Source organism: Chromobacterium sp. FG22 (genome assembly GCF_057809415.1).
Window position 1 is genome coordinate 1 of record NZ_JBMDJX010000026.1, and the last position, 26361, is coordinate 26361.

The window sequence follows — 26361 nt, forward strand, 5'->3', positions numbered from 1 at the left end:
CGGCTGATCTACGACGAGGCGCTGTCCGGCCTGGGCCGCTGCGGCGCCTGGTTCGCCTATCAGGCGCTGGGCGCGCCGGCGCCGGACCTGCTGATTGTCGCCAAGGGCCTGAGCGGCGGCGTGCTGCCGGTGTCGGCGCTGCTGTTCCGCCAAGACATTTACCAGGCGGTGTTCGCCCGGCCCGGCTGCGCCAAAATCCACGGCTCCACCTTCGGCGGCAACCGGCTGGCCTTGAGCTGCGGCCTGCGCATGCTGGAGCTGTTGCGCCAGCTGGACGCGCCGGCGCGGGCGCGGGAGAGCGGCCGGGCCTTGCGGCGGCGTTGGCGGGAGGCCGGGCTGGAGGGCTTCGAGCTCGAGGGCCAGGGCCTGATGCTGGCGCTGCGCGCCGGCCCGGCGGCGCAAGACCGGCTGGGCGAGGGCGCCGCCGGCCTGCTGTGGCTGCAATTGCTGCAAGAAGGCGTGCTGACGGTGCCGGCGGCGCACGACGCCGCCGCGCTGCGCTTGCTGCCGCCCTTGAACGTGGCGGAAGCCGAGTTGGACTTTTTCCTGGAAGCCTGCCGGCGCGCCATCGCCGCGCTGGAACAAGAGGCGACGACATCATGAAGATACGACACGTATTGCTGGCGGTGCTGGTGGCGGCCATCTGGGGCCTGAGCTTCATCGTGGTGAAGATAGGGCTGACCGAGTGTCCGCCGCTTTTGCTGGCGGCGCTGCGCTTCGTGGTGGTGTTCGCGGTCGGGGCCTGGTGGTTCACGCGGCCGTCCTTGCCCTGGCGCTGGTATCTGCGCGCCGGGCTGTGCCTGGGCGTGATCCAGTTCGCCGGCCTGTTTTCCGCCATCAAGCTGGGCATGCCGGCCGGCATCGTGTCGGTGCTGGCCCAGTTGCAGGTGTTCATCACCTTGCTGCTGGCCAGTCTGCTGCTGGGCGAAACGCGCTCCCGGCTGCAAAAGGCGGTGATGGCGCTGGCGTTGCTGGGCGTCTTGCTGCTGGGCTACGCCCGTTACCAGGACGCCTTGCCCTTGCTGCCGCTGGCGCTGGCCTTGATCGGCTCGGCCGGCTTCGCCTGGGGCAATGTGGAGCTCAAGCGCGCCGGCAAGGTGGACATGTTCGCCTTCACCGTGTGGATGAGCCTGGTGCCGCCGCTGCCCCTGCTGCTGCTGTCCTTCGCGCTGGAGGGCGGACCGGCGGCGGCCTGGAGCGCCGTGGCCGGCTTCGGCTGGACCGCCACGCTGGCGCTGTTGTTCCTGGCCCTGGTCGGCACCCTGTTCGCGCTGGGCAGCTGGGGCAAGCTGCTCAGCCTGTATCCGGCCACGCTGGTGGCGCCGTTTTCGCTGCTCAGCCCGGTTTTCGGCCTGCTGGGCGGCTATTGGATCCTGCATGAGCATTACGACGCGCTCAGCATCGTCGCGTCGGCCTTGATCGTCGCCGCGCTGGCCTTGAACACTTACGCCGGCAAACTGGACGCCGCGCGCGGCTGGCTGGCCGTCCAACTGAACAAGAGGACCGCGCCGCGATGAAGGAGGCCGAACTGGAGATTTCCACCGACAAGCGCCGGCTGGACCTGGCGCTGATCCACGCCTTCTTGCACGATCACGCGCCCTGGGCCAAGGGCATTTCGCGCGCCACAGTGGAGCAGGCCATCGCCGGCTCGCTGTGCTTCGGCGCCTATCTGGACGGGCGGCAAGTGGGCTTCGCCCGCGTGGTGACCGATCTGGCCACCTTCGGCTATCTGTGCGACGTGTTCGTGACGCCGGAGCACCGCGGCCGCGGCTATGCGCGGCAGCTGATGCGCGGCGTCGCGGCCGAGCCGGCCTTGGCCCGGCTGCGTCGCATCGTGCTGGTGACCTCCAACGCCCACGCGGTCTACCGGCCCTTCGGCTTCGCCGCGCTGGAACACCCGGAGCGCTATATGGAGCTGCACCGGCCGGATGTCTACCAGGGCTAGCCGGTCAGCGCGTCCAGAGACTCCGGCAAGACCTGGCCGCCGTCCACGATCAGGGTCTGGCCGGTGATGAAGCCCGCCTCCTTGCTGGCGAAGAACAGCGCGGCGTTGGCGATGTCGTCCACGCTGCCCAGCCGCCGCAGCGGCACCGCCGCCGCCATCTTGTCCAGATAGTCCTCGCCCAGCTCGCGCAGCCCCTCGGTCAGCACATTGCCCGGCATCACCGCGTTGATGGTGATGTCGTCGCGCGCCAGCTCCAGCGCCGCGCTGCGCATGAAGCCCAGTTGCGCGGCCTTGCTGGCGCCGTAATGGCTCCAGCCGGCGTAGCCGGTGACCGGGCCGGTGATGGAGGAGGTCAGGATCACGCGGCCGTACTCGGCCTGCCGCAGATAGGGCAGCGCCGCCTGCACGCAAAGGAAGTTGCCGCGCACATTGGTGTGCTGCACCTGATCCCATTCCTCCGCGCTCATGCTCTCCAGCGGCGCGGACGGGAAGATGCCGGCGTTGCAGCACAGCACGTCCAGGCCGTTGGACGCGGCGGTGTCCGCCAGCAGGCGGGCCACGTCTTCGGGACGGGCCACGTCGGCGACGCGGCCGACGGCGTTCAGGCCGTCGGCGCGCAGGCGGGCCAGCGCGGCGTCCAGCTTGTCCCGGCTGCGGCCGCTGATGGTGACGCGCGCGCCGGCGCGCGCGAAGGCCCGGGCCAGGCCCAGGCCGATGCCGGCGGTGCCGCCGGTGATGAGAACGTTTTTGTCTTGAAGCGGGGTCAACATGATGAATCTCCTTGTGGGGGATGGCGATGTCGATGGCGTTAGCGCAGCTCGGGATGGCCGCGCAGCCGCTCCGCCATCAGTTCGATGAAGGCGCGGGTCTTGGCCGAGGCCAGCCGGCCTTCCTGATGCAGGATGTGGATGGGCTGGCTGGCGTCGTCGTATTCGGCCAGCAGCGGCAGCAATTGGCCGGCGGCCAATTGCGGCGCCACTTGATAAGACAACAGACGGGTGACGCCGAGTCCGGCCGCGGCGGCGGCGATGGCCGCCTCGTTGTTGCTGACGGTGAGCCGGGGTTTGAGGCGGACGCTCAGCGGCTTGCCGCCGTCGCTGAAGCGCCATTCGTGGCAGGAACCCACGCCGTGCGAGGCGATCAGCGCGTGGCGCTGCAAATCCGCCGGCGTGAGCGGAACGCCGCGCTCGGCGAGATAGGCCGGCGACGCGCAGACCACCCGCCGCACCTGGCCGACGCGCAGGGCGCGCAGATTGGAGTCCGGCAGTTCGCCGATGCGGATGGCCACGTCCACGCCTTCTTCCAGCAGATTGACCACCCGGTCCAGCAGCAAGGCGTCCACCGTCACCTCGGGATGGCGGCGCAGGTAGTCGTTGATGCCCGGCATCACGTAGCGCAAGCCGAACAAGGCCGGCGCGGTGACGGTCAGCAAACCGCGCGGCGGCGCCTTGCCGCCGGAGGCGGCTTCGTCCGCCTCGTCCGCGGAGGCGATCACCCGGCGCGCGTCCTCCAGATAACGCTGGCCGGCCTCGGTGACGCGCACATGGCGGGTGCTGCGGTTGAGCAGACGGGCTTGCAGCCGCGTCTCCAGCGCCGCCACCGCGCGCGTCACCGCCGGCGGCGACATGCCCAGCTTGCGCGCCGCGCCGGCAAAGCTTTCCGCTTCCGCCACCGCGATGAATACGGTCATCAAGTGCAATCGATCCATGTTTTTTGCCGTGATTGTTGCAATGGGCGAAACGGAGCATTGTGGGCCGGGGGCGGGAGGGCGGCAAGTGGCCGTTGGGACGGCGCCGCGCGCGTTCCTTATAGGGCGGAGCGGCGGAGCGCGGCCGGCTTATCCATTTGGTTTGACATGAACGGAAAGAAATAAAGCGTTTTCAATGCCTTGTCCTTGTATGTCAAGTGTGGCGAAGTACATTAGAAAATTTGCATGTTCGATACAAACAGTGTTATAACTTATTAGGTTTTTCATCAGGCGCACACCGCGCCACTCAAAATCGACGGTTTCGCGCCGTCGAGCCTCGCCTTAAACGCACCTCATGTCCGGCCCGCGCCGGACGTCTATTTACTGGCAGCTCTCTAGTTGTCGCGATCATTACAGCGGATCGCCGTGGCCTTGCCGGCCATTGCTTTCGCCAAGGAGGACGCAGATGCACAAAAGAGCGTTTAGCAAGCGCAGCATGATCGGGCTGATCCTGGTCGCCGTAGCGGCGGCGGGATTGATTTACGGTGTAAGCCCAGCCGTATGGACCGAGTACCGGGAAGATCTGATCTACCTGGGCCGGCAGCATCTCTATCTGGTGGGCGTCTCCATGGCGCTGGCTCTCGCGGTGGGCCTGCCCAGCGGCGTGCTGCTCAGCCGTCAGCGGCTGCGGGGCAGCGCCGAGCACTGGATGCAGATTTTCAATATCGGCAACACCCTGCCGCCCATGGCGGTGCTGGCGTTGGCGATGGCCTTGGTCGGCATCGGCGACGCGCCGGCCATCGTGGCGCTGTTCCTGGCGTCCTTGCTGCCCATCGTGCGCAATACCTATACCGGCCTGGCCGGCCTGCAGCCGGCCTTGCTGGAGGCCGCCGACGCGCTGGGCATGACCCCGCGTCAACGGCTGTGGCGGGTGGAGCTGCCCAACGCCTTGCCGGTGATTCTGACCGGCGTGCGGGTGGCGCTGGCGCTGAATGTGGGCACCGCGCCGCTGGCCTTCTTGATCGGCGCCAGCAGCTACGGCGAACTGATCTTCCCCGGCATCTACCTGAACAACCACACCGCGCTGCTGCTGGGCGCCGGCGGCACCGCGCTGATCGCGCTGACGCTGGACCTGACGCTGGCCGGCCTGGGCCGCCTGGCCGCCGCCCGCGGCCTGGCCTGATTCGAACCCCCTTGTCGCCCGTTCCGGCGGGCGCTCGCACGGAGGACCCCTATGACAAAAGCACTTTCCTTTTCGCCCTGGCGTCGGCTGGCGCGCCGCGCGCTGACGCTGGCGGCCTTGCTGACCGCCGCGCCGGCCTTCGCCGCCGGCCTGGTGCTGGGCAGCAAGAACTTCACCGAACAGCATCTGCTGTCCGACATCACCACGCAGTACCTGGGCAGCAAGGGCTACCAGGTCACGCAAAAGCCGGACCTGGCGACGGTGATCCTGCGCAACGCGCTGGAAAACCGCCAACTGGATCTGGTGTGGGATTACACCGGCACCGGCCTGATCATCCATCACGGCATCCAGAAAAAAATGAGCAACGAGGAGGCTTACGCCACGGTCAAGAAGCTGGACGAGCCCCTGGGGCTGATCTGGCTGAACCCGGCTCCGCTCAACAACACGTATGCGCTGGCGATGAAGCGCGTGCGCGCCGAAGCCGAGGGCGTGCGCACGCTGTCCGATCTGGCGCGGCGGGTCAATGAAAACAACGGTTCGTCCAAACGCTGGCAGCTGGGCTTCGACATGGAGTTCGCCGGGCGACCGGACGGCCTCAAGCCGATGCAGCAGCTGTACGGCATGGAATTGAGCCGGCCGCAGATCCGCCAGATGGACCCGGGCCTGGTTTACAACGCCATCCGCGACGGCTTCGTCGACGCCGGCCTGGTCTACACCACCGACGGCCGCGTCAAGGGCTTCGACCTGGTGGTGCTGCAGGACGACATGGGCTATTTCCCGGCTTACGCCGCCACGCCGGTGGTGCGCCGCGACACGCTGGAACGCAACCCCGGTCTGGCCGAGGAACTGAACAAGCTGGCCGCGCTGCTGGACAACGACACCATGTCCGAGCTTAACGCCAAAGTGGACATCGAACACCGTCCGGTGAAGGAAGTCGCCAGCGAATTCCTGCGCCAGCGCGGCCTGATCTAAAGGAGGCCGCATGGAAACCCTATTGCAAACCTGCCAGTTCATCTGGCAAGACCTGCCGCAAATCGCCGCCTTGGCGGAACAACATCTGAGGCTGGTGGGCATCGCCGTCGGTTTGGCGGTGGTGCTGGGCGTGCCCCTGGGCGTACTGATCGTCCGCTTTCAGGCGCTGGCCGGCCTGGTGCTGGGCCTGGCCACCGTGGTGCTGACCATTCCGGCCATCGCCTTGTTCGGCCTGATGGTGCCGCTGTTTTCCATGATCGGGCAGGGCATCGGCGCGGTGCCGGCCATTACCGCCGCCTTCCTGTACTCCCTGCTGCCCATCGTGCGCAACACCCACACCGCGCTGACCCATCTGGAGCCCGGCGTGAGAGAAGCCGGCCGCGGCCTGGGCCTGACCTTCTGGCAGCGCCTGCGCTGGGTGGAACTGCCGCTGGCCACGCCGCTGATCTTCGGCGGCATCCGCACCGCGGTGGTGCTGAACATCGGCGTGATGGCGATTGCCGCCATCGTCGGCGCCGGCGGCCTGGGCACTTTGATATTGCACGGCATCAGCCAGAGCGACATTCGCAAGCTGATCGCCGGCGCGGTGGCGGTGAGCGTGCTCGCCGTCGCGATGGATTGGTTGTTGCTGCGCGCTCAGCGCGCGCTGACCCCGAAAGGAATTCGTTGATGATTGAACTGCAAAATCTCTGCAAGCAATTTACCCAGAAAAACGGCCAGGTCTTCCAGGCGGTGGACAAGGTCAATCTGCATGTGCCGGAAGGCGAAATCTGCGTGCTGCTGGGCCCGTCCGGCTGCGGCAAGACCACCACCATGAAAATGATCAACCGCCTGATCGAGCCCACCTCGGGCAAGGTGCTGATCAACGGCGAGGACACCGCCGGCATAGACAGCGTGACGCTGCGCCGCCAGATCGGCTACGTGATCCAGCAGATCGGCCTGTTCCCCAATATGACCATCGAGGACAACATCACCGTGGTGCCGCGGATGCTGGGCTGGGACAAGAAGCGCTGCCGCGAGCGGGCGCGCGAACTGATGAGCATGGTGGCTCTGGACCCCAACCGCTTCTTGCAACGTTATCCGCGCGAGATGTCCGGCGGCCAGCAGCAGCGCATCGGCGTGATCCGCGCGCTGGCGGCCGACGCGCCGGTCTTGCTGATGGACGAGCCCTTCGGCGCGGTGGACCCGATCAACCGCGAGCAGATCCAGAACGAGTTCCTGCAAATGCAGCGCCAACTGGGCAAGACCGTGATGCTGGTCAGCCACGATATCGACGAAGCGATCAAGCTGGGCGACCGCATCGCCGTGTTCCGTCAGGGCCGCATGGTGCAGTGCGCCGGCTCCGATGAGATCCTGGCGCGTCCGGCGGACGATTTCGTCGCCAGCTTCGTCGGCCAGGACCGCACGCTCAAGCGCTTGCTGCTGGTGCAGGCCGGCGAGGTGGCGGATCAGCAGGAAACGCTGACCGCGCGGCTGGATACGCCGCTGGCGGCCGCTTACGGCCTGATGGACGACAACGACCTGATGCACCTGACCGTGGTGGACGCGGACGGACAGCCCTTGGGCTTTGTCCGGCGCCGCGACGCGCGCGGCGCGGACGGCGTGTGCGCGGACAAGATCAAGCCGGTGAGCGTGACCGCGGCGGCGGGCGAAAACCTGCGCGTGGTGCTGTCCCGCCTGTACGAGCACAATCTGACCTGGATGCCGGTGCTGGACGACGACGGCCGCTACAACGGCGAAGTGTCGCAAGACTACATCGCCGGCTATCTGAACTCGGGCCGCACCTCGACGCGCGGCGCGCGTCAGCCGGCGGGCTGAGGCGGGAAGGGCGGAGAGTCAGACCGATGGCTCTCCGTCGGCCGGGTCCGCTTCCGGCGAGTGGCTCAACAAATCTCCTGGCTGGCAGCCCAGCTGCCGGCACAGCGCGTCCAGCGTGTCCAGGCGCAGGCTCTTGACCTTGCCCAGCTTCAACAGCGACAGATTGTGCGGTGTGATGCCGATGGCCCGCGCCAGATCCTTGGATTTGATCTTGCGTTGCGCCAGCATGACGTCCAGCGTGATCACGATAGCCATGCCGGTCTCCCCAGGGTTTTTAATGTCTTTTCCAACAGCGGCTTACAGGCTTATGAGGGGAAACATACTCCGCTACGCCGTCCTGTGGCAATGCGGACGGTTGCGTCCGCGCTGAGTAGTTTTACCTATGGGCAAGCGGGGTGGACGGACCTATGTTGGTAGGGCGGTGTTGCGTATCCACTGCGCTCGCGATGCGGGCGGCGGCGGCGAAATCATCGCGACGCGGTAATTAATCATTGTTTTCGTCTGTTTGCATCGAAATCGGCGGACGCACGCGCGGCCCGGCTTCGCGCCGCGCTTGTCGAACCCGGTTCCGGCTCCTTATAGTGATGGCCATGAAGATGTTCAGCGCCGCGGCGACAGCGGACAAAGAGGGGCTCTTGGCATTTTTTGCGGCATATGGCCGCGCAGGAAGTGGAGGACGCGGACCATGGCGATCCGGACAGTAAGCGAGTTGCGCAAGCGGGCTGCGGCCGGCGAAACGCTGGATTTTCTGTTTTTCTGGGGACACAGGCCCAAACACGAGGACGGCGTCTGCAAGAGCTGCCTGAGTCAGTGGTTTCCGGTGGGCTTCGAGCTGGACGGCGTGAGCTACGCCAGCGCCGAGCATTATATGATGGCGGAGAAAGCCCGCTTGTTCGAAGACGCGGAAACCCGGGGCAGGATACTGGCCGCGGCCACGCCGGCGGACGCCAAGGCCTTGGGCCGCCAGGTGCGCGGCTTTGATTCCGCCTTGTGGCAGCAGCGCTGTTGCGAGGTGGTGATGCGGGGCAATCTGGCCAAGTTCGAGCAAAATCCGGCGCTGGGCGATTTCCTGCGCGGCACCGGTGACGCCATCCTGGTGGAGGCCAGCCCGGTGGACTGCATCTGGGGCATAGGCTGGGCCGAGGACGACCCGCAGGCCAGTCTGCCGGACATGTGGGACGGCAGCAATCTGCTGGGCTTCGCCCTGATGGAAGTGCGCGAACGCCTGCGTTAGCGCCTGCGGACGACATTAAAAAAACCCTGCCGGTTTCGGCAGGGTTTTTTGTTGGGCGGAGCCGCTTACTGCTGCTCGGCGTGGTAGGCGGTGACGCGTTCCACTTCTTCCTTGGAGCCGAGGAAAACCGCCACCCGCTCGTGCAGCTTCTGCGGCTGGATGTCCATGATGCGCTGATGGCCGTTGGTGGCGGCGCCGCCGGCCTGTTCCACCACGAAGGCCATCGGATTGCCTTCGTACATCAGCCGCAGCTTGCCGGCCTGGTCCGGGGTGCGCGCGTCGCGCGGATACATGAAGATGCCGCCGCGGGTCAGGATGCGATGCACCTCGGCCACCATGGACGCCACCCAGCGCATATTGAAATCGCGGCCGCGCGGACCGGTGCTGCCGGCCAGCAATTCGTCGACATAGCGTTTCACCGGCGCATCCCAGTGACGCATATTGGACATATTGATGGCGAACTCGCCGGTGCTTTCCGGCACTTTCATGTCCGGGTGGGTCAGCACGAAAGAGCCTTGTTCGCGGTCCAGCGTGAAGCCGTGGACGCCGCTGCCGAAGGTCAGCACCAGCAGGGTTTGCGGGCCGTACACGGTGTAGCCGGCGGCCACTTGCTCGGTGCCCGGCTGCAGGAAGGCGCCCTCGGTGGCGTGGTCAATGCCCTGCGGGCAGCGCAGGATGGAGAAAATGGTGCCCACCGAGATGTTGACGTCGATATTGGATGAGCCGTCCAGCGGATCGAACATCAACAGGTACTCGCCCTTCGGGTATTCGCCGGGGATGTGGTAAGGCAGCTCCATTTCCTCGGAGGCCATTGCCGCCAGGCTGCCGCCCCATTCATTGGCGTCCAGCAGGTAATCGTTGGCGATCACGTCCAGCTTTTTCTGCGCCTCGCCCTGGATATTGCCGGTGCCGGCTTCGCCCAGCACGTCGGCCAGCGCCCCCTTGTTCACCGAATAGCTGATGGCCTTGCAGGCGCGGCCTACGGTTTCGATCAGCAGGCGCAACTCAGGCGGCAGCGTGCCGGCCTTGCGTTGCTGTTCGATCAAAAAGCGGGAGAGGGTGATGCGGCTCATGGCAATCCTTAGCTTTGGGTGGGTGCGCGAAACAAATGCTCGATATGCCGGCATGAGCCGGCTTGACCGCCACATTATAACGGATAAGCGAGTTGCGGTCGTCATGCCCCCGGGCGCGCGGGGGCGGGCGGAAATCGCAGGCAGGCGGCGCGTGGAACGGCTATGAATAAAATCGGGTTCACGCGGTACGGGGAAAGACCATGGCTAAGGGTTTATTGACGCTGCTATTGCTGCTGGCGGCCTGGCAGGCGCGGGCCATCACCATCTACACCGAAGACTGGCCGCCCATCACATTCCAGCACAACGGCGTGCCGGACGGCATGGCGGTGGAAGTGGTGCGCGAGATCCAGACGCGCATGCACGACAACAGCGCCATCGACGTGGTGCCCTGGGCGCGAGGCTATAAAGAGCTGCTGACCACGCCCGGAGTGATGCTGTTCACCGTGGGGCGCAACGACACCCGGGAAAAACAGATGACGCTGCTGGGCCCCATCGCCATCTCGCAGACCGTGCTGCTGGCGCGCAAGGGCGAGGCGGCCGGCCTGCTGGCGCTGGGCAACGGCATTTATCACCGGCCGGTGGGCGCTTACCGCGGCAGCATCTTCGCCGACGCGGCGATCGCGGCCGGCTTCATCGAGGTGGATCTGGCGCCCACCCCGCAGATCACCGCGCAGAAGCTGCTGGTCGGCCGCTACGATATGTGGTCGGAAGGCGGCTTCGTCGTGGCCTCGGTGCTGAAAGACATCCACCAGCCGCCGGAGGCGGTGGAAGTGGTGCGGGTGCTGGAAACGCTGGAACTCTACCTGGCGTTTTCGCGCGGCACCTCGGCGGCGGAAGTGAAGCGCTGGCAGACCGCCTTCGCCGCCGTCAAGAAAGACGGCAGCTTCAAGCGCATCTACAACAAATGGCTGCCGCGCGACGCGGCGCCGATGGAGCTCAAGCTGATTGGCCTGCCCCCCGGTTCCGCGCGTTGATTCAGGCGGCCGCGTCCGGGCGGACGGCCTCGCCCTCCAGCCAGCGGCAGAAGGCCGCGACGGCGGCGTCCTCCGCCGCCGCGCGCGGCGCCACCCAGCAGTAGTCGCGCACCGTGGCCACCGGCGCCGGCAACGGCGACAACAGCACGCCGGCGTCTATCTGCGCCTGCGCCATCGGCATCGGCCCCAGCACCACGCCCAGGCCGTCCATCGCCGCCTGCAAGGCCAGCGAGAAACTGTCGAAATGCATGGCGCTGGCCGGCTTCAGCTCCGGCACCCCGGCCAGGGTCAGCCAGCGCTGCCAGGCGGTGGGGCGGGTGTCCGCGTAGAGCAGGGTATGCCGCGCCAGATCCGCCGGGCTGGCGATGGGCGCGGCGGCCAGCAGCGCCGGACCGCACAGCGGCAGCTCCCATTCCTTCAGAAAGGGCTTGGCGATGTGGCCGGGCCAATCGCCGGGGCCGCGGCGGATGGCGATGTCGAACGGACTGTCCAGCCGGCTGATGTCGCGGTCCGAGGTGGCCAGATGCAGCTCCAGCTCCGGAAACTGCTCGCGAAAACGGCTCAGCCGCGGCAGCAGCCAGTGCATGGCGAAGGTGGGCGTGGAATTGATGCTGATCCGGCGGCGGCGGTCCGCCTGCAGCAGCTGGGAGGTGGCGTTGGCGATCAGATCCAGGCCGTCCTGCACCTGCACCAGATAGCGCCAGCCGGGGTCGGTCAGCTTGACTCTGCCGCCGCTGCGCTCGAACAGCGGCACGCCCAGCCAATCCTCCAGCTGCTTGATCTGCTTGCTCACAGCCCCGTGGGTGACGAAGAGTTCGCCGGCGGCGGCGGAAAAGCTCTCCAGCCGGGCCGCTGCCTCAAAAATACGCAGGGTGTTGAGAGGGGGGTAAGTGCTCATGCTGTGATTTTAACTCACAATCTATGTTGCGATAACTCGTTTGAAAGCGGACGGCTAACAGCGTAATCTTCAGGCATGAAATCAAGGCCGCCGCCCGGCGTTGCGGCGCGGTCTTGATGGCCGCAGCCATAGCCTTACCTCATTGTCCCGCAGCGTCGGAGTCCCGGCCTTGCCGGGGACGCTGCCAACAACCCAAGCCATAAAGGTCAAAAGTCATGCTGGAAGCTTACCGTCAACACGTGGCCGAGCGCGCCGCGCTGGGCATCCCGCCGCTGCCGCTGTCCGCCAAGCAGGTGGAAGCGCTGGTGGAACTGCTGAAAAACCCGCCCAAGGGCGAGGAAAGTACCCTGGTCGAACTGATCACCCATCGCGTGCCGCCGGGCGTGGACGACGCCGCCAAGGTCAAGGCTTCCTTCCTGGCCGCCGTGGCCGAGGGCGACGCCCAATCCCCGCTGATCTCCCGCGAGCTGGCCACTCAGCTGCTGGGCACCATGCTGGGCGGCTACAACATCAAGCCGCTGATCGACCTGCTGGACGACGCCGCCGTGGCGCAGATCGCCGCCGACGGCCTGAAGAAAACCCTGCTGATGTTCGACGCCTTCCACGACGTGAAGGAGAAAATGGACAAGGGCAACGCCCACGCCAAGCAGGTGGTGGAATCCTGGGCCAATGCCGAATGGTTCACCAGCCGTCCGGCGGTGGCCGATAAAATCACCGTCACCGTGTTCAAGGTCACCGGCGAAACCAATACCGACGACCTGTCCCCGGCGCCGGACGCCTGGAGCCGCCCGGACATCCCGCTGCACTACCTCGCCATGCTGAAAAACGCCCGTCCCGGCATCACCCCGGAAGAAGACGGCAAGCGCGGCCCGATGCAGTTCATCGAAGACCTGAAGCAAAAAGGCCATCTGGTCGCCTACGTCGGCGATGTCGTCGGCACCGGCTCCAGCCGCAAATCCGCCACCAACAGCGTGATCTGGGGCACCGGCGAAGACATTCCTTACGTGCCCAACAAGCGCTTCGGCGGCGTGTGCCTGGGCGGCAAGATCGCCCCCATCTTCTTCAACACCCAGGAAGACTCCGGCGCGCTGCCGATCGAAGTGGACGTGTCCAAGATGGACATGGGCGATGTGATCGACATCTACCCGTATGAAGGCAAGATCGAGAAGGCCGGCCAGAAGATCGCCGACTTCGCGCTCAAGTCCGAGGTGATCCTGGACGAAGTGCGTGCCGGCGGCCGCATCAACCTGATTATCGGCCGCGGTTTGACCGGCAAGGCGCGCGAAGCGCTGGGCCTGCCGGCGTCCACGGAATTCCGCCTGCCCAAATCCCCGGTGGATTCCGGCAAGGGCTTCAGCCTGGCGCAAAAAATGGTCGGCCGCGCCTGTGGCCTGCCGGAAGGCCAGGGCGTGCGCCCGGGCACCTACTGCGAACCGAAGATGACCACCGTCGGCTCCCAGGACACCACCGGCCCGATGACCCGCGACGAACTGAAAGACCTGGCTTGCCTGGGCTTCTCCGCCGATCTGGTGATGCAGTCCTTCTGCCACACCGCCGCTTATCCCAAGCCGGTGGACGTGAAGATGCACAAGGAACTGCCGGCCTTCATCTCCACCCGCGGCGGCGTGTCGCTGCGCCCGGGCGACGGCGTGATCCACAGCTGGCTGAACCGCCTGTTGCTGCCGGACACCGTGGGCACCGGCGGCGACAGCCACACCCGTTTCCCGATCGGCATCTCCTTCCCGGCCGGCTCCGGCCTGGTGGCCTTCGCCGCCGCCACCGGCGTGATGCCGCTGGACATGCCTGAATCGGTGCTGGTGCGCTTCAAGGGCAAGATGCAGCCGGGCGTGACCCTGCGCGATCTGGTCAACGCCATTCCGCTGTACGCGATCAAGCAAGGCCTGCTGACCGTGGCCAAGGCCGGCAAGAAAAACGCCTTCTCCGGCCGCATCCTGGAAATCGAAGGCTTGCCGGATCTGAAGGTGGAGCAAGCGTTTGAGCTGTCCGACGCCTCCGCCGAGCGTTCCGCCGCCGGTTGCACCGTGCATCTGGACAAAGCGCCGATCATCGAATACATGACCTCCAACATCACCCTGATGAAGACCATGATCGCCAACGGCTATGAGGACGCGCGCACGCTGGAGCGCCGCATCAAGGCGATGGAGGCCTGGATCGCCAATCCGCAGCTGCTGAAGGGCGACGCCGACGCGGAATACGCGGCGGTGATCGAGATCGATCTGGCCGATATCCACGAGCCCATCGTGGCCTGCCCGAACGACCCGGACGATGTGAAAACCCTGTCCGACGTGGCCGGCGCCAAGATCGACGAAGTGTTCATCGGTTCTTGCATGACCAATATCGGCCACTTCCGCGCCGCTTCCAAGCTGCTGGAAGGCAAGCGCGACATCCCGGTGAAACTGTGGGTGGCGCCGCCGACCAAGATGGACGCCGAACAGCTGACCGCGGAAGGCCATTACGGCACCTTCGGCACCGCCGGCGCGCGGATGGAAATGCCGGGCTGCTCGCTGTGCATGGGCAACCAGGCGCAGGTGAAGGAGGGCGCCACCGTGATGTCCACCTCCACCCGCAACTTCCCCAACCGTCTGGGCAAGAACTCCAACGTCTACCTGGGTTCCGCCGAACTGGCCGCGATCTGCTCCCGTCTGGGTCGCATCCCGACCAAGGAGGAATACATGGCCGACATCGGCGTGCTCAACCAGAAGGCCGGCGAAGTGTACCGCTACATGAACTTCAACGAGATCGCCGACTACCAGGAACTGGCCGATACCGTGAAGGTGTAAGCCAGGCGATGGTTTGATGCCAGAGCCTTGGAGAGATGCCTGGGGAATGTTCCCAGGCCTAGCCCAGGAAAATACCCCGCGCCAGCGGGGTATTTTTTTGGCGGCAGCCATTCAAGAAAGCATCTCAGAGCCTGTTCAAAGTCTCGCGAGCCAGAGCGAGACAAGGCGAAAACGGCTGAGAAAGCGGAATGTACGCGTGGTACATGAGCATTTCGAAGCGGTACTCACCGTGCCACGTCTCACGAAGCGCAGCAGACTTTGAACGGGTTCTCAGACCGGCCGGCGCGTCTCCAAATACTGAGTAGGCGTTTCGCCGAGCACACGGCGGAAGGCTGAGGAAAAGGCGCTGGGGCTGGCATAGCCCAGGTCCAGCGCAACCCGCGTCATCGCTTGACCGGCGCTCAAGTGCTCGATGGCGGCGAGCAGGCAAACCTGCTGACGCCACTCGGCGAAACTCACCCCGGTCTGGGCGCGGAACTGCCGGGTGAAGGTGCGCCGGCTCATTCCCGCGTCGATGGCCACCGCATCCGGATCGACGCCTATCGATGGCGCATCAAACAGCCGCTGGCAGGCCCGAGCGAGTCGAGGGTCAGCGGGCAAAGGCGCATACAGCGACAGACGCGGCATCGATGCGATTTCCGCCACCAGCAGGCTCATCAGCTTGCCGTCACGGCCATCCCGGTCATATAGGGCGGGCAGATCGACAGCCTCCTCAAGCAATTGCCGCAACAGGGGGGAGACGCCATAGACGCCGCACCGCGGTGGCATGCCCGCAATTGCTGGCTCTTCGCGCGACACAAAAGCATTGAGCATGGTCACTGGCCCGCTCATCGTCATGGCATGGCTCATGTCGGCGGGCAGCCAGCAAGCGCGCCGCGGCGGCACGAGCCAGCGGCCTTCGGGTGTGGCCACGCTGATGGCGCCGCTAGAGGCGAAGGCAAACTGCCCGCGGCGATACGCATGCGCTGGAAACAGGGTGCCGGCCGCGTAATCGTTGGCGGTCACCACCACGCCGCGCGGGATGTTTTCGTAAGGATCAAGCAAGGTGTTTCTCATGGCCCAAGCCCTACAGTAAATGGCTTTTGATAGAAAGCGGGCCGATTCCGGCTGGTTTAGGATGCGTTATCGCCGTGCCTGCACGGCGCAATGGCGCCAGCGGCGGCACCCGTCGCGGCGAATATGCACATACCGGAGGCGATATGCCCAATACCTTTCTCCGCGTGGGGAATGGCCCTCACCCTGTCATCGTGCTGCATGGCTGGTTCGGCGATGCGCACTCGTTCAAGCCGATAGAGCCATGGCTATCTGGCCAGCGTTTCAGCTACATCTTCATGGATTGCCGCGGCTATGGCGGCATGCGGGAAGCGCGGGGCGCCTACACCATGGACGAAATCGCCGCCGACGCGCTGGCGCTGGCGGATGCGCTTGGCTATCCGGCTTTTAGCCTGATCGGCCATTCGATGGGAGGCATGGCGAGCGAAAGGATCGCGACACTGGCCCCGGAGCTCGTGCTGTCCATGCTTGCCGTGGCGCCGGTGCCTTGCGGCGGCATGGTTTACGATGCCGCGACGCGGCGTTTGCTCGAAGACGCCGCGGAACATGTGGACAGCCGCAAAACCATCATCAATCGCAGCACCGGCGGCCGGCTGCCGTCGTCCTGGGTCGAATGGAAGGCGGCCTATTCGGCGTCGCGCTCCTCCCGGCAAGCATTCGCCGCCTATCTACGCGCGTGGGCCGACACCGATTTCAGCGAGCAGATCAGCGGCCGGCATCCGGTGAAAGTCTTGGTGGGGGAGCATGATCCCACGTTCAATGCCCGGCTGATGGCGGACACCTATCTACGCCGCTCGCGCTGGCGGCGGCGATCGAGTCTTTCCTTGAACCCATCCGTGTGAGCAGCAAGCCGGAGCGGACGGCGCCCCCGTGCCAGCAGGCGGCCGCCTGCCGCTGAGGCGCGCATCGCTTCGGGGCGGCAGTTTTGGTGCGGCATGGCCTGAAATGCATGCCGGCCGAGCGTGCTAAAATGCCGCCCTTTATCCGATGGCGAATGCTTTTGAGCAAGGAGGCGCTTGGTGGAATTTCTGGTGAACCTGGTCATGGCCGTTGTGGTGACGGCTTATCCCTTGTGGCGCATCTTCAAGCGGGTCGGCTTGCCGCCTTATTATGCGCTGGTAGTGGTGGTGCCGGTTTTGGGCATGCTGGTAGCGCTGTGGATTCTGGCAAGGTCGAAATGGCCGGCGTTTGAAGGAGTCAAGTGATGGCGATAATGGGGATCATTCTGCTCTTGATCGCGGCGATCACGATTCTGACGGTGGTGCTGTCCGGAATCGTGATGTCGAGGATGGGGTATTCAAGATGGGCCGGCCTGCTTTTCGCGTTTCCCTTTTTCGGCATCGTCGCGCTTTGGTTCATGGCCTTTTCCCAATGGCCGCGGGAAATGAATGTACCGAAGAAAGATCAATAAGCGCGGATGTTTGCGCGCCGTCTTTATCTGCGCGCGGATACGGCCTGGGGTGGAGTCCATGCGCCTAGCCGGCACGCCAGCGCCAGCGCCGCCAGGCTGAGCCCCGCGGCCAGCCCATACCAGAGGCCGACGCCGCCCAGCCCTCCCTGGGTGGCCAGCATCCAGCCGCCGCCTATGCCTATCAGCCAATAGCCAATGCTGGCAATCCACATTGGCGCCAGCGTGTCGCGCAAGCCTTTCAGACTGCGCGACAAGATGATTTGAGCGGCATCCGCCAGCAAGAACCAGGCAAGAATGCCCAGCAGGATTTGGGCGTATCGCAACACCTCGGCCGCCTCGGCCTTGGCGGTATCGATGAAGATGCCGGCAATCCAGCCCGGCCCCCACCAGCAAAGCGCGGCCAAGGGCGCGGTCAGCGCGCTGATTAAGAGCAGGGCGCTCCAGGCCAGCCGGCGGCCGCCGCGCACATCGCCCCGCGCCGCCTTGGCGGCCAGTTGCACGGTGAGTAAATCGCCTATTCCCAGCGCCAGGATGATGAAAAGATCGCCAACGTAGATGGCTATGGTGGTGGCGGCCATGAAGGCCACGCCGAAGTAGCCCGCCAGCAGCGTCACCACGCCGAACAAGCTGCTTTCGAACAAGCCAACAGCGAAGGAGGGCAGGCCGATGCGGAGCAGGTCGCGGCAGGTTTGTCTGTCCAGCCCCGACAGCGAGCGCCAGCGAAAGCGGTAGCCGAGTCGATGCCGGCAGTGGCGAGCAATGGCGAACAACATCGCCCAACTGGCCAAGGCGGTTCCTATCGCCGCGCCGGGCAGACCAAGGGTGGGCAGGCCGAGCGCTCCGAAAACCAGTCCATAATTGAGCGCGGCATTCAGCAGCACGCCGCCCAGGCTGACGACGAAGATCACCCGGTTCGCGCCCAGCGCCGAAACATAGGCGCGGTAGACGCTGAAACCCAGCATGGCGGGAATGCTCCAGCCGGCGATGGCAAGGTATTGCGCGCACAAGGCGACCACGGCCGGGTCCTGGCCGGCCAGCCGGAACGCCGCCGGCAGCAGCAAGGCGGCGGCAATCAGCGCCGGGGACAGGGCGAGGCAGGCCCATAGACTGAGATCGAGCGCCGCCTGGGTACCGGCGTGATCACCGCGCGCATGGGCCTCGGAAACGAAGATGCACCCGGTCGAGACCAAGGCCATGCCGCCAAATATCAATGGAAACAGCGTGCCGATGGAAAGACCTATCGCCGCCAGCTCCGTGTTCCCGAGATGGCCGACGAAGGCCGCATCGGTAAGCGTCATCGCCACTTCGGCCAGATAGAAGCTGATCACCGGCAGCGAGCCCTTGAGCAAGCGGCGCTGCAAAAGCAGAGATCGCCGCACATGGCGGGCTGGCGAGCGGGAGAGGCCGGGCATTGGCGGTGCTTTTAAGCGCTTTGGCGCTGCATATCGGCCACCATTGCCTGTGCCCGTTGCGGATCGAGCCAATCCCTGCGGGCATCCGGGCTGAGCGCGTGCAGCGGATCCGGATATAGGAAGAGGCGGCCCGCTTTCACTGCAGGGGCGGTAAACGTGGATAGGCCGGAGTAACGATCATAGCGCTCATAACTATGAATAAGGCGCTTGCCGCCACCACCTGGGGCGTCGACGACAAATGCGGGCATATTGTAACCCGCAGTCAAACCCCTCACTGCTTTTTCCAGCTGGCAGGCCGTTGCCAAGTCAACTCGCATGTCTTCAATGCCGGGAACCGGGTCGCATAGGTACACATAATATGGATGTATGTGCAAATCCCCCAGATGTTTGATGAGAAGACCAAGCACGCTTGCATCGTCATTGACTCCGCGTAGCAGGACGGATTGATTTCGTACCATCACGCCTTTGGCAAATAGAAGATTGGCCGCGGACAATACGGAAGGCGTGATTTCAATAGGGTGATTGAAGTGGGTTTGCAGGGAGACTTCCACGCCTTGGCGCCGGCCCTCATCGCTTACCACGGTTAAGGCATCGGTCCAGGCGTGATCCCGGGTGATCTTCATCGGCAATACAGAGAGCCCTTTTGAAGCAAAGCGGATGCGCCGAATGGATGGGATGGAGAGGAGACCTCTTCCTATTTCTAGTAATTGGCTGGCTTTGAGCCGGGCGCAATCTCCTCCCGATACGACAACATCCACAATGCGTGGGGTCATGCGCAGATGGGACAGGATGGACTGCCATCGATGCGATATGGATTGGGCGCGAATCTTGATGACTGAACTGGTATCTACGCCGACATTGTAGCTGCGGGTGCAGAATCGACAGTAAACCGGGCAGCGATCCGTCACCAGCAACAAGGCTCGGTCCGGATAACGATGGACCAAGCCTTCCACGGGGGAGTCTGCTGTTTCATCCAAGGCATCAAGCGACTGCAACGGGTGCGATGCAGTCATTTCCGAGGCGAGGGGTAAAAACTGTCTACGGATAGGATCATGTTCCATATCTTGCCAATTAATCAGATCAAGCAGATAGGGGTTGATACGAACAGACATCGATGCTTGGTGCAGGCCGGCAATCATGTCGTCTAGCGCCGATGGGCGCAAGATCTCATCCAGCACCTCTCGCAGCTGTTCTGGCCGGGTAATGGTATGGCGCTCCTGCCAGAGAGGGTCGTCGAAGTGTATGTCCTTGACTAATTGATGTAGACGCATGGTAGGGTCGCCTCCAATGGCAATGAAGGAAAAACCTGGCCGGCCGTTTCGTTCAAAGGGCGGGATTTCTCATCAAGTGGCTGGGGCCCATGTCCTGATCTGCCGGCAGCAGTTGTGCCTGGATCTCCTCTTGTAAGATTTGCGGTTTATGCACGATACCGCCAAGGTCAAGTATCTTGACAGGAGCGACGCACGCCAGCCCTTTGACAAGATGGGACAGCTGGGCATGGCTGTGCGACTGGGCAAGAATCAATATCGGTTTCTTGAGGGCGGAGGCCCAGCCAAGCTCGATATGGGTGCCATCTGTCCGGATCAGTTGGCTCTGGCTGTCGCAAGGCAAGATGGCGATGAAGAGTGAACATTGCACCATCCAGTCATAGTCGCGCAGCACCACCTCGGTAGGCGAGTAGTTGTGGCTATCTTGCCCAAAGCGCTCGGCAAGGTGAGCAGAAAGCAAGTGCAGCCTCATCCCATGAATGGCGTCATGGACGGCCTTGATCGGTGATGCCGCTTCCGCCGTCATTCCCTCTTTTTTCAGCGCATGTTGAATGGGGCCGCCAACGAAGACAGAAACGCCCTCCGTACTAGCGGGTGAAATGTGCGGTGCTATCGAGTGATTCATCCCAGTCTCCATGGCTATGCCGTTTGATGGGTGGCGTGTTTGAGCACTTGTTCCACCACGTGCTCGAACAAGGCTTTGCCCAGCTCCATTGAGGAGCCCAAAGTGGAAGACAAGACCCCGTTGTTGCTGGTCATGTTGGGATCTGCAGGGTGGGAGTAGAGGCCGGGGAGCGGAGGGGTGTCATGGATGGGGCGTTCTACCCTGACGACATCGGGACGCAGGTAAAGCATCAGGCTCGTTTCTGTCAGTCCGGCATGTTCGGCATGCCAGCCGGGGAAGCGGGGGCCAATGTATTGGCAGATCCAATCAGCTTGTACCAGGCTCCACCAGCTGAAGGCGGAAACTCGGATATGCGTTAACTGGCCAGCCTGACGACAGTGGTCTATCGCCTCGAATAGGAAAGCCTCGTTCTCGTAGTGCCCATTGATTATCAGCAGATGCGAGCATTCCAGTTGGGCCAGGCCGGTGATGATTTCCTGCAGATAATCGATGAGGGTGGAGCCGGTCAGGTACAGCGTTCCCGGATAGAACAGGCCGCCGCCACTTTGTGGCAATGACCGGGCGCCAAAAGCCTGCGCGGGAGCAAGGTAAGCATTGTCCAGGCGCGTGGCGACGGCCTCACAGAGGGCCGCCGCGATGTCAAGATCGACGGATAAAGGCAGGTGTGGCCCATGCTGCTCTATGCTTCCCACCCCCCAGACCACGGTGGAATGTTTCACCATGGCGGGGAGTTCAGCGCTGGTCAGGTCTGCCAAGTGGCGAGCGTTAATCAGCATGTCTGCTCCTCCAAATACAAGCTGCTGCCTATCAATTGAGAGAGTGGGATCTGCCGTTCGGCCAACAGCTGGGTGATTCCTGTCGATATTTGCGCGACAGAATGGTTTTTGGTCTGCAACACAGAGTAAATCTGGACCGCATTCGCGCCTATGCATAAGTACTCGATGGCGTCGCTTGACGACATCACGCCTCCCGACCCAAAGATGGGTATGGAGACTCCGGTTTTGCGCAGCTCATAAATGGCGGCTTGCACCAGTGGGCGGATGCCTGGCCCCGAGTAACCGTATGCGCCTCCCAGGCGGATTTGCGATGTGCGGGGGTCCACGGCGAGTCCAAGAACCGTGTCGCTCAAGGTAATCGCATTCGCCCCAGCGCTGATGGCGGCGTCGACGCGCTGCCGGAGCGTGCTGCTGATGGCTAGTTTTACGCTGAAAGGTAGCTTAACGGCTCTTCTTACCGCTAGCGCATAGTCGAAAACCCGCTTGGGGGTATCCATCAACTTCTCAGCCTCGTTAAGGCAGGAAATACCGAGCTCCAGAGCTTGGCAGCCGGTTGTCGCAATGGCCGCGGCCAACGATGCGAGTTCGCCAGGCGAGTCGGCATGGATGGAAGCCATGACCGGCGCATTATCCGCTGCTAGGCGGGAGAGAATGGTTATCCACCCGCTGACGGGGCGCTGGGAATAGGTCGTGCTATTCAACCAGCCGCTTGGAATGGCAATCACTTTTTCATCATTGTCTTTGGGCGGCTTGGGGTGAATGGTCTTGGTGACGACGGCGCCCGCGCCCGCGCGCAGGAAACGCCGGATATTGCGCTCATTGTCGGTGATGGGACCAGACCCGACAATCAAAGGAGATAGCAGTGGCAGGCCACAGACTTGGTAAGCAGTCATGGGACTTTCCTTCTAATCTATTGTCGTGATCGCGCGCCTTACTGAGCGTGGGGTTCGTTCAAAATCGGCCGCGCTTCGTGAGTCATCGCACGGTGACTGCCGTAGGTGAAATGCTATGTGCCGTCCAGTGGGAACCCCAGTTGTTGCAGAGCTGCCAGGGCGGTTTGTTTCAAGGACAAGACCGACTCGGCAGTGGGACCCCACAGCATGAGGCTGATGCGGCCTTCTTGAAGTCCGGTGAGCTCACAGGGTATGCAACCTTCGGTTGCGGTCAGTGGGCTGCGAATAGATGAGCCCAGCTTGGAGAGAACTTCTTCGAATTGAACAGGGCGCTGTCCGTATAAATCGATGGCGCCAACCGTGTGGGTGCGTTGGTAGCCTGCGCCCAGCGTGGCCGAGGCAAACTCGTGCACATGCGTTGCACCGGTGCGGCGCGGATTCAGGTCAAGCATGATGCTGTCCCCATTTGGCAATGCGACCGCATCGATATCGAAATAACCGACATAACCGGTATCTTGCATGGCTTGCGCAAGGCCGAGACCTGCATTGCACAGCGGCTCGTACCAAGGCGCATGGCTGTGTTCAGGAGACACGAAGTTACCGCATAGCTCCATCATGTCGCTGAATAGCATGGAGCAGGCATAAGTCAGGTAGGGCGCTTGGTCGCTCTTCTTGGGGACAAAGTATTCCACCGAGGGAAAAATAAGTTCCTCGCCTTGAATGTATTCCTCAATGACGATAGGTTCGTCGCCAAAAAAAGAATTGGCGCCTAGCGTATCGCGCAGGATGGACCCGCTAGCGTCGGGTTGGAATACGTTCAGGCCAACGCTGGCCTCGCCGCGGTCCGGCTTGGCAATGACAGGCCTGCCCGTCGCCAACAGGTCGGCAATGGCGATGGCAGCATCTGCGCGCGTAGCGCAACTCTGGCCTTTGGCGATTCTGGCTCTGCCGACGCTGAAGCCATGATCAGAGGCGAATTGGCGAAAGCCGGATTTGGAATCCAGGCGGTCCCTCAAGGCCTGATCGGAACAGCTTTCAGGAAGCATCACGGTCAGTTTCAGCTGATGTCGCAGAAACTGCACCATAGGCCAGAGGTCTTGGGTAGTGGTGTGGACGATGAGCTGGATGCAGCGCTCCGCGCCGCTCCACTGTACGATGGCGGCCTGCAATGCAGAGTCGAGTACCACGTCCCGAAAGAGGTTGCCGCTGGGGTGTTTGGGGCTGATGTTTTGCGCGTGAGAGGCGCCAAGGAAGGCGCCGAGCCACGGGAATCCTGCTATTGGCTGCTCGGATATAGTTAGTTTATCCAATGGCCGCCAGAAGACCGCTTGATCCTGCTGCGGGAAGAGCGACTTGATGAGCCGTGCCTGCTCAGACGCGGTTGGCGCGCGCTGAATGATGGGCCGCAGGGTGTCGATTGCATTGGCGATGCAGACGGTGGGATATGAGGATGGATGAGGGGTCAAGGCCATTTCCTCCCAGCGGTTGCTCTTGACCAATCTTTTCGTCGCTAAGCCTCAGGCCGCGTCAATGCATCCCTTACGATGGGGTGATTCGGTCATATTGCTTATGAAATAGGTCAAGCATATTTAAAATGGATAGTCCATGTGCTGTCTGAGGCGGATACTAGGAGATGGAATTCTATGGTGCAAGTGATTTGATTAACTTATGTAGTTTTTTCGCCATTGCATCATCATAGGGTAGGGCGGTGCCTTGAAGGCAAGTGGAAGGCCGACCGTTTTCAATCGTGCCTCTTCGATGCGTGGCGAGGGGGAGGAATTGGCTTTAGGATAGCGCCTTCCTGAAAAACACCACTCTTTCGGTTTCCTCGAAACCCAGGCAGGCGTGCATGCGCTGCGAATCGACATTGCTCAGCGGCGTGTCGGACGCCAGTTCCATGCAGTCGTGTTCCAAGCCCCAGGCCTGCACCGCCGCCACCAATTGCCGGGCGATGCCGTTTCGCCGGCAGACGGGCAACACGAAAATGCCTTCCAGGAAGGCGACCGGGCTGTCGGCGCAACCATTGACATAGTCGTGCCGGATGGCGGCGTCGGCGAAGCCCACCGCCAGGCCGGCGGCATCCCGCGCCAGGAAGGCGGCAAGGTGGCCCGACGCTAGGATGGCCTCGCCGTCGCGGTAGTGGGCGGCGGACGCATGGTGCGGCCAGAGTTGTTGGCGCAGCGCCGCCCAGTCTGGCAGGGTGGCGTGGTCCAGTTTTTGAATCTGCATAAGGTTTCCTGTGCCGATGCGGCGACGTCGGAAAAAACAAAGGGCCGGCAAGGCCGGCCCGGTATGGAGGGGGAGGCGCGGCTTAGTCTACCTCGCCGCACAGCTCGCAAGGTTGATCCGTTTCGCCGTGGATGGCCAGGATGCCGACATCGCTGGCGCAGTGCTCGCAGAGGGTGAGCAAGGCTTGGGTGTTTTCCAAGGACTCTTGGCTCATGCCGCTCAAGACTTGATACTGTTGCATGTCTCAGCCTTTCATTGCTTGGATGGAGCCCGTACCCTAAACCGTTATGGCGCGGGTCGCCATACTCAGATAGGACAGGTCGGGCTGGGCGGCGCGTCATAAAAGCGTCACTGAACGCCGCCGAGGTTTATCAGGCGGTGGTCAGCACCACCACCGAGGAAATCACCACCGCCATGCCCACCCAGCCCAGCGGCTTGAGCCGCTGGCCAAAGAAGATGCGCGCGCCGATGGCGGTGCCGATGATGCCCAGCGCGCCCCACAGCGCGTAGGCCACGGCCAGATCGATGCCGCGCACCGCCTGGCCCAGCAGGGCGAAAGCCACCCAGACCATGGCGATGGCGCTGAAGCCCCAGGCCTTGTTGCGGAAGCCGTTGGATTTTTCCAGCATCAGGTTGGCGGCCACCTCGATCAGGGCCGAGGACACCACGAATACATAAAATACGGTTTTCATGCGGTTTGCTCCTGGGTGTGTTCATCGGCTTCGCCGGCCACCACGCAGGCGATGCCCACCACGGACAAGGCCAGTCCGATGATTTCCTGCGTCAGCAGCGTTTCGCCGAACAGATGGACGCCGATCAGCGCCAGGCCGGCCAGGCCCAGGGCTTCCCAGGCGGCGTAGGCGACGCCCACGGAAATGGTGCGGATGGCGAGGGATAGGAAGTAATAGGACAGCGCCAGCGCCGCCGCCATCACGCCGTAGCCCCAGTAGCTCTCGGTGCGGGCGGCGTAGGCCATGAAGGACGTGCCCAGGATTTCGGTGGCGATGGCCACCAGTAGAAAGGCCCAGCCCAGCCAGGCTGGGGAAGACGATTGAGTTTGCATGCTACGCTCCTGTGATTGGAAATCCGGAAGCCACATGCGCTAGAGGCGCAACAACGCTCCGCTAAAAGCGCGGATGACGCCGTCAGCAAAGACAGTCGGTCGCTTAGGCTGCCCCGTGAAACCGTCTGGGGCAGAAGGGTTGTTTATCGCATTGAAGCGCAAGATAAGCGCCTGTCAAAGGCGAGGCGCTTATGGTGGCTGTTTGATATTTTGAACAAATATAACACAACGCTAATAGTTGTTCAATTTAATTGATAGCAAAAACTTTCAAATGCTATTTGCACGCGGCCATCCGGACATTGTAGCGGCGCGCCAGACGCGGCAGCGTCCCGTCGTGGCACAGCGCGTTCAAGGCTTGGTTGAAGTCCGCCACCATGCCGGGTTTCACTGATTTCAAAGGGAATCCGTATAGATAGGTCAGCGGCTGTATGGTGGCCAGCGGGCGCAGGCCGCTCAGCGCTTCGCGCCGGATGATGTAGCGAGTGACGTCTTCGTTGGCGAAAACCACCGCGTCCGCGCCGTAACGCATGGCGGCCAATTTCTTTAACACCGTTTCCTGATTGTTTTCCACGGAGATGTTCATATTGGGCAAGCCGGCGATCAGCTTGTCCAGGGCGTTTTGAGAGATGGACGGGCCGTAGACCGCGATGCGGTGGTTGAGCAGGTCCTGGGGGCGCTGGTAGCGGAAGGTGGAGCTGGCGGTGGCGAACAGGCCGTAACTGCTGTTGTACACCGGGGCGCTCAAGGCCAGCGACATCCTGCGCTCGGGCGTGTCCTGCACCGGGAAAATGCCGTCCACCTTGCCTTCATCGGCCAGCAGCAGGGCGCGGCGCCAGACCATGGCCTGGATTTCGCAGTTCCAGTTCAGCCGCTGGCAGACGGCCACCAGCGTATCCACCATCAGGCCTTGGGGCTGGGGTTTGTCGGTCACCTCGATGAAGGGCGGAAAATCCTGGGTGACGAAGTGCAGGGTGGCCGCGTTGACGGGGAGCGACAGCGACAAGACCAGCGCGGCGCTGCTCGACAATTTCAGCATGTGCGGGCTT

30 protein-coding genes are annotated in these 26361 nt (G+C 63.4%); 13 read left to right on the forward strand and 17 right to left on the reverse strand.

Annotation, left to right across the window (positions count from 1 at the left end; all coding sequences use genetic code 11):
• From ACODSD_RS19890 to ACODSD_RS19900, 3 genes are all read left to right on the forward strand, one after another.
• The coding region (locus tag ACODSD_RS19890; protein WP_488878126.1) for an aminotransferase class III-fold pyridoxal phosphate-dependent enzyme at positions 1-603 on the forward strand (603 nt) is incomplete at its 5' end.
• The gene (locus ACODSD_RS19895; protein ID WP_227103205.1) at positions 600-1517 is read left to right on the forward strand and encodes an EamA family transporter; all 918 of its coding nucleotides are present in this window, start codon (positions 600-602) and stop codon (positions 1515-1517) included. The genes ACODSD_RS19890 and ACODSD_RS19895, both read left to right, overlap by 4 nt.
• Entirely contained in the window at positions 1514-1945 is a 432-nt protein-coding gene (locus ACODSD_RS19900; RefSeq protein ID WP_107799042.1) for a GNAT family N-acetyltransferase, read from the forward strand. Before ACODSD_RS19895 ends, ACODSD_RS19900 begins: the two co-directional genes overlap by 4 nt.
• On the opposite strand, the gene fabG is transcribed toward ACODSD_RS19900, so the two are convergent.
• Together fabG and ACODSD_RS19910 are read right to left on the reverse strand one after the other, a co-directional pair.
• Positions 1942-2715, reverse strand: a complete 774-nt coding sequence (gene fabG / locus ACODSD_RS19905; RefSeq protein WP_107799043.1) for a 3-oxoacyl-ACP reductase FabG — start codon at positions 2713-2715, stop codon at positions 1942-1944. The genes ACODSD_RS19900 and fabG overlap by 4 nt on opposite strands.
• A gap of 38 nt (positions 2716-2753) precedes the next feature.
• A complete protein-coding gene (locus ACODSD_RS19910; protein WP_488878127.1) occupies positions 2754-3653 on the reverse strand; it encodes a LysR family transcriptional regulator in 900 nt (299 codons plus the stop codon).
• Positions 3654-4098: 445 nt separating this feature from the next.
• On the opposite strand from ACODSD_RS19910, the gene ACODSD_RS19915 reads away from it, so the two are divergent.
• Genes ACODSD_RS19915 through ACODSD_RS19930 form a run of 4 tightly spaced genes read left to right on the forward strand, consistent with a single transcriptional unit; the run spans position 4099 to position 7605 of the window.
• The gene (locus ACODSD_RS19915; RefSeq protein ID WP_488878128.1) at positions 4099-4815 is read left to right on the forward strand and encodes an ABC transporter permease; all 717 of its coding nucleotides are present in this window, start codon (positions 4099-4101) and stop codon (positions 4813-4815) included.
• Positions 4816-4866: 51 nt separating this feature from the next.
• Positions 4867-5787, forward strand: coding sequence for a glycine betaine ABC transporter substrate-binding protein (locus ACODSD_RS19920; RefSeq protein WP_227103200.1), 921 nt, complete (start codon positions 4867-4869; stop codon positions 5785-5787).
• Positions 5788-5797: 10 nt separating this feature from the next.
• Positions 5798-6457: an ABC transporter permease gene (locus ACODSD_RS19925; RefSeq protein WP_107799047.1), complete on the forward strand. Its 660-nt coding sequence runs from the start codon at positions 5798-5800 to the stop codon at positions 6455-6457.
• A complete protein-coding gene (locus ACODSD_RS19930; RefSeq protein ID WP_107799048.1) occupies positions 6457-7605 on the forward strand; it encodes an osmoprotectant ABC transporter ATP-binding protein OsmV in 1149 nt (382 codons plus the stop codon). Before ACODSD_RS19925 ends, ACODSD_RS19930 begins: the two co-directional genes overlap by 1 nt.
• A gap of 18 nt (positions 7606-7623) precedes the next feature.
• Here the strand turns inward: ACODSD_RS19930 and ACODSD_RS19935 are convergent, their stop codons facing one another.
• Complete coding sequence (locus tag ACODSD_RS19935; protein ID WP_107799049.1) at positions 7624-7860, reverse strand: helix-turn-helix domain-containing protein; 237 nt, start codon at positions 7858-7860, stop codon at positions 7624-7626.
• A 430-nt stretch (positions 7861-8290) separates the two neighbouring features.
• Here ACODSD_RS19935 and ybiA point away from each other — a divergent pair, with 430 nt between their 5' ends.
• Positions 8291-8839 carry a riboflavin biosynthesis intermediates N-glycosidase gene (gene ybiA / locus ACODSD_RS19940; protein ID WP_227108498.1) on the forward strand — a complete coding sequence of 183 codons (549 nt, stop codon included), beginning with the start codon at positions 8291-8293 and terminating at the stop codon, positions 8837-8839.
• 65 nt (positions 8840-8904) lie between these two features.
• Here ybiA and ACODSD_RS19945 read toward each other — a convergent pair whose 3' ends face one another.
• The gene (locus ACODSD_RS19945; protein WP_227108495.1) at positions 8905-9912 is read right to left on the reverse strand and encodes a class 1 fructose-bisphosphatase; all 1008 of its coding nucleotides are present in this window, start codon (positions 9910-9912) and stop codon (positions 8905-8907) included.
• A gap of 200 nt (positions 9913-10112) precedes the next feature.
• On the opposite strand from ACODSD_RS19945, the gene ACODSD_RS19950 reads away from it, so the two are divergent.
• Positions 10113-10886 (forward strand): substrate-binding periplasmic protein, encoded by a 774-nt coding sequence (locus ACODSD_RS19950; RefSeq protein ID WP_235088558.1) that lies wholly within the window; start codon positions 10113-10115, stop codon positions 10884-10886.
• Between the two features lies 1 nt (position 10887).
• On the opposite strand, the gene gcvA is transcribed toward ACODSD_RS19950, so the two are convergent.
• On the reverse strand, positions 10888-11784 hold the full coding sequence (gene gcvA / locus ACODSD_RS19955) for a transcriptional regulator GcvA (protein WP_107799053.1): 897 nt from the start codon (positions 11782-11784) through the stop codon (positions 10888-10890).
• A gap of 215 nt (positions 11785-11999) precedes the next feature.
• Between gcvA and acnB the strand changes: the two genes are divergently transcribed.
• Positions 12000-14585 (forward strand): bifunctional aconitate hydratase 2/2-methylisocitrate dehydratase, encoded by a 2586-nt coding sequence (gene acnB, locus ACODSD_RS19960; protein WP_488878129.1) that lies wholly within the window; start codon positions 12000-12002, stop codon positions 14583-14585.
• A gap of 270 nt (positions 14586-14855) precedes the next feature.
• On the opposite strand, the gene ACODSD_RS19965 is transcribed toward acnB, so the two are convergent.
• Positions 14856-15641 (reverse strand): AraC family transcriptional regulator, encoded by a 786-nt coding sequence (locus ACODSD_RS19965; protein WP_488878130.1) that lies wholly within the window; start codon positions 15639-15641, stop codon positions 14856-14858.
• Positions 15642-15784: 143 nt separating this feature from the next.
• On the opposite strand from ACODSD_RS19965, the gene ACODSD_RS19970 reads away from it, so the two are divergent.
• The 3 genes from ACODSD_RS19970 to ACODSD_RS19980 all read left to right on the forward strand — a co-directional run bounded on the left by ACODSD_RS19970 (position 15785) and on the right by ACODSD_RS19980 (position 17049).
• On the forward strand, positions 15785-16480 hold the full coding sequence (locus ACODSD_RS19970; protein ID WP_227108491.1) for an alpha/beta fold hydrolase: 696 nt from the start codon (positions 15785-15787) through the stop codon (positions 16478-16480).
• A gap of 177 nt (positions 16481-16657) precedes the next feature.
• Positions 16658-16843, forward strand: coding sequence for a hypothetical protein (locus ACODSD_RS19975; protein WP_227108489.1), 186 nt, complete (start codon positions 16658-16660; stop codon positions 16841-16843).
• Complete coding sequence (locus tag ACODSD_RS19980) at positions 16843-17049, forward strand: hypothetical protein (protein ID WP_488878131.1); 207 nt, start codon at positions 16843-16845, stop codon at positions 17047-17049. Before ACODSD_RS19975 ends, ACODSD_RS19980 begins: the two co-directional genes overlap by 1 nt.
• A gap of 23 nt (positions 17050-17072) precedes the next feature.
• Here ACODSD_RS19980 and ACODSD_RS19985 read toward each other — a convergent pair whose 3' ends face one another.
• The 11 genes from ACODSD_RS19985 to ACODSD_RS20035 form a co-directional block, all read right to left on the reverse strand.
• Complete coding sequence (locus tag ACODSD_RS19985; RefSeq protein ID WP_488878132.1) at positions 17073-18461, reverse strand: MATE family efflux transporter; 1389 nt, start codon at positions 18459-18461, stop codon at positions 17073-17075.
• Between the two features lie 11 nt (positions 18462-18472).
• Complete coding sequence (locus ACODSD_RS19990; RefSeq protein ID WP_227108486.1) at positions 18473-19732, reverse strand: KamA family radical SAM protein; 1260 nt, start codon at positions 19730-19732, stop codon at positions 18473-18475.
• A gap of 52 nt (positions 19733-19784) precedes the next feature.
• Positions 19785-20354 (reverse strand): nucleoside 2-deoxyribosyltransferase, encoded by a 570-nt coding sequence (locus ACODSD_RS19995; protein WP_227108485.1) that lies wholly within the window; start codon positions 20352-20354, stop codon positions 19785-19787.
• 14 nt (positions 20355-20368) lie between these two features.
• The gene (locus tag ACODSD_RS20000) at positions 20369-21130 is read right to left on the reverse strand and encodes a creatininase family protein (protein WP_227108484.1); all 762 of its coding nucleotides are present in this window, start codon (positions 21128-21130) and stop codon (positions 20369-20371) included.
• Positions 21124-22023, reverse strand: coding sequence for a beta/alpha barrel domain-containing protein (locus ACODSD_RS20005; protein WP_227108483.1), 900 nt, complete (start codon positions 22021-22023; stop codon positions 21124-21126). Before ACODSD_RS20005 ends, ACODSD_RS20000 begins: the two co-directional genes overlap by 7 nt.
• A 113-nt stretch (positions 22024-22136) precedes the next feature.
• Positions 22137-23522, reverse strand: a complete 1386-nt coding sequence (locus ACODSD_RS20010) for a hypothetical protein (RefSeq protein ID WP_488878133.1) — start codon at positions 23520-23522, stop codon at positions 22137-22139.
• Between the two features lie 286 nt (positions 23523-23808).
• A complete protein-coding gene (gene aac(6') / locus ACODSD_RS20015; protein WP_488878134.1) occupies positions 23809-24252 on the reverse strand; it encodes an aminoglycoside 6'-N-acetyltransferase in 444 nt (147 codons plus the stop codon).
• Positions 24253-24334: 82 nt separating this feature from the next.
• Positions 24335-24493 (reverse strand): hypothetical protein, encoded by a 159-nt coding sequence (locus tag ACODSD_RS20020; RefSeq protein WP_158274264.1) that lies wholly within the window; start codon positions 24491-24493, stop codon positions 24335-24337.
• 130 nt (positions 24494-24623) lie between these two features.
• Complete coding sequence (locus ACODSD_RS20025) at positions 24624-24944, reverse strand: SMR family transporter (RefSeq protein ID WP_488878135.1); 321 nt, start codon at positions 24942-24944, stop codon at positions 24624-24626.
• Complete coding sequence (locus ACODSD_RS20030) at positions 24941-25315, reverse strand: DMT family transporter (RefSeq protein ID WP_488878136.1); 375 nt, start codon at positions 25313-25315, stop codon at positions 24941-24943. Before ACODSD_RS20030 ends, ACODSD_RS20025 begins: the two co-directional genes overlap by 4 nt.
• Positions 25316-25589: 274 nt before the next feature.
• Positions 25590-26351, reverse strand: a complete 762-nt coding sequence (locus ACODSD_RS20035) for a substrate-binding periplasmic protein (protein WP_107799060.1) — start codon at positions 26349-26351, stop codon at positions 25590-25592.
• Between the last annotated feature and the right edge of the window lie 10 nt (positions 26352-26361).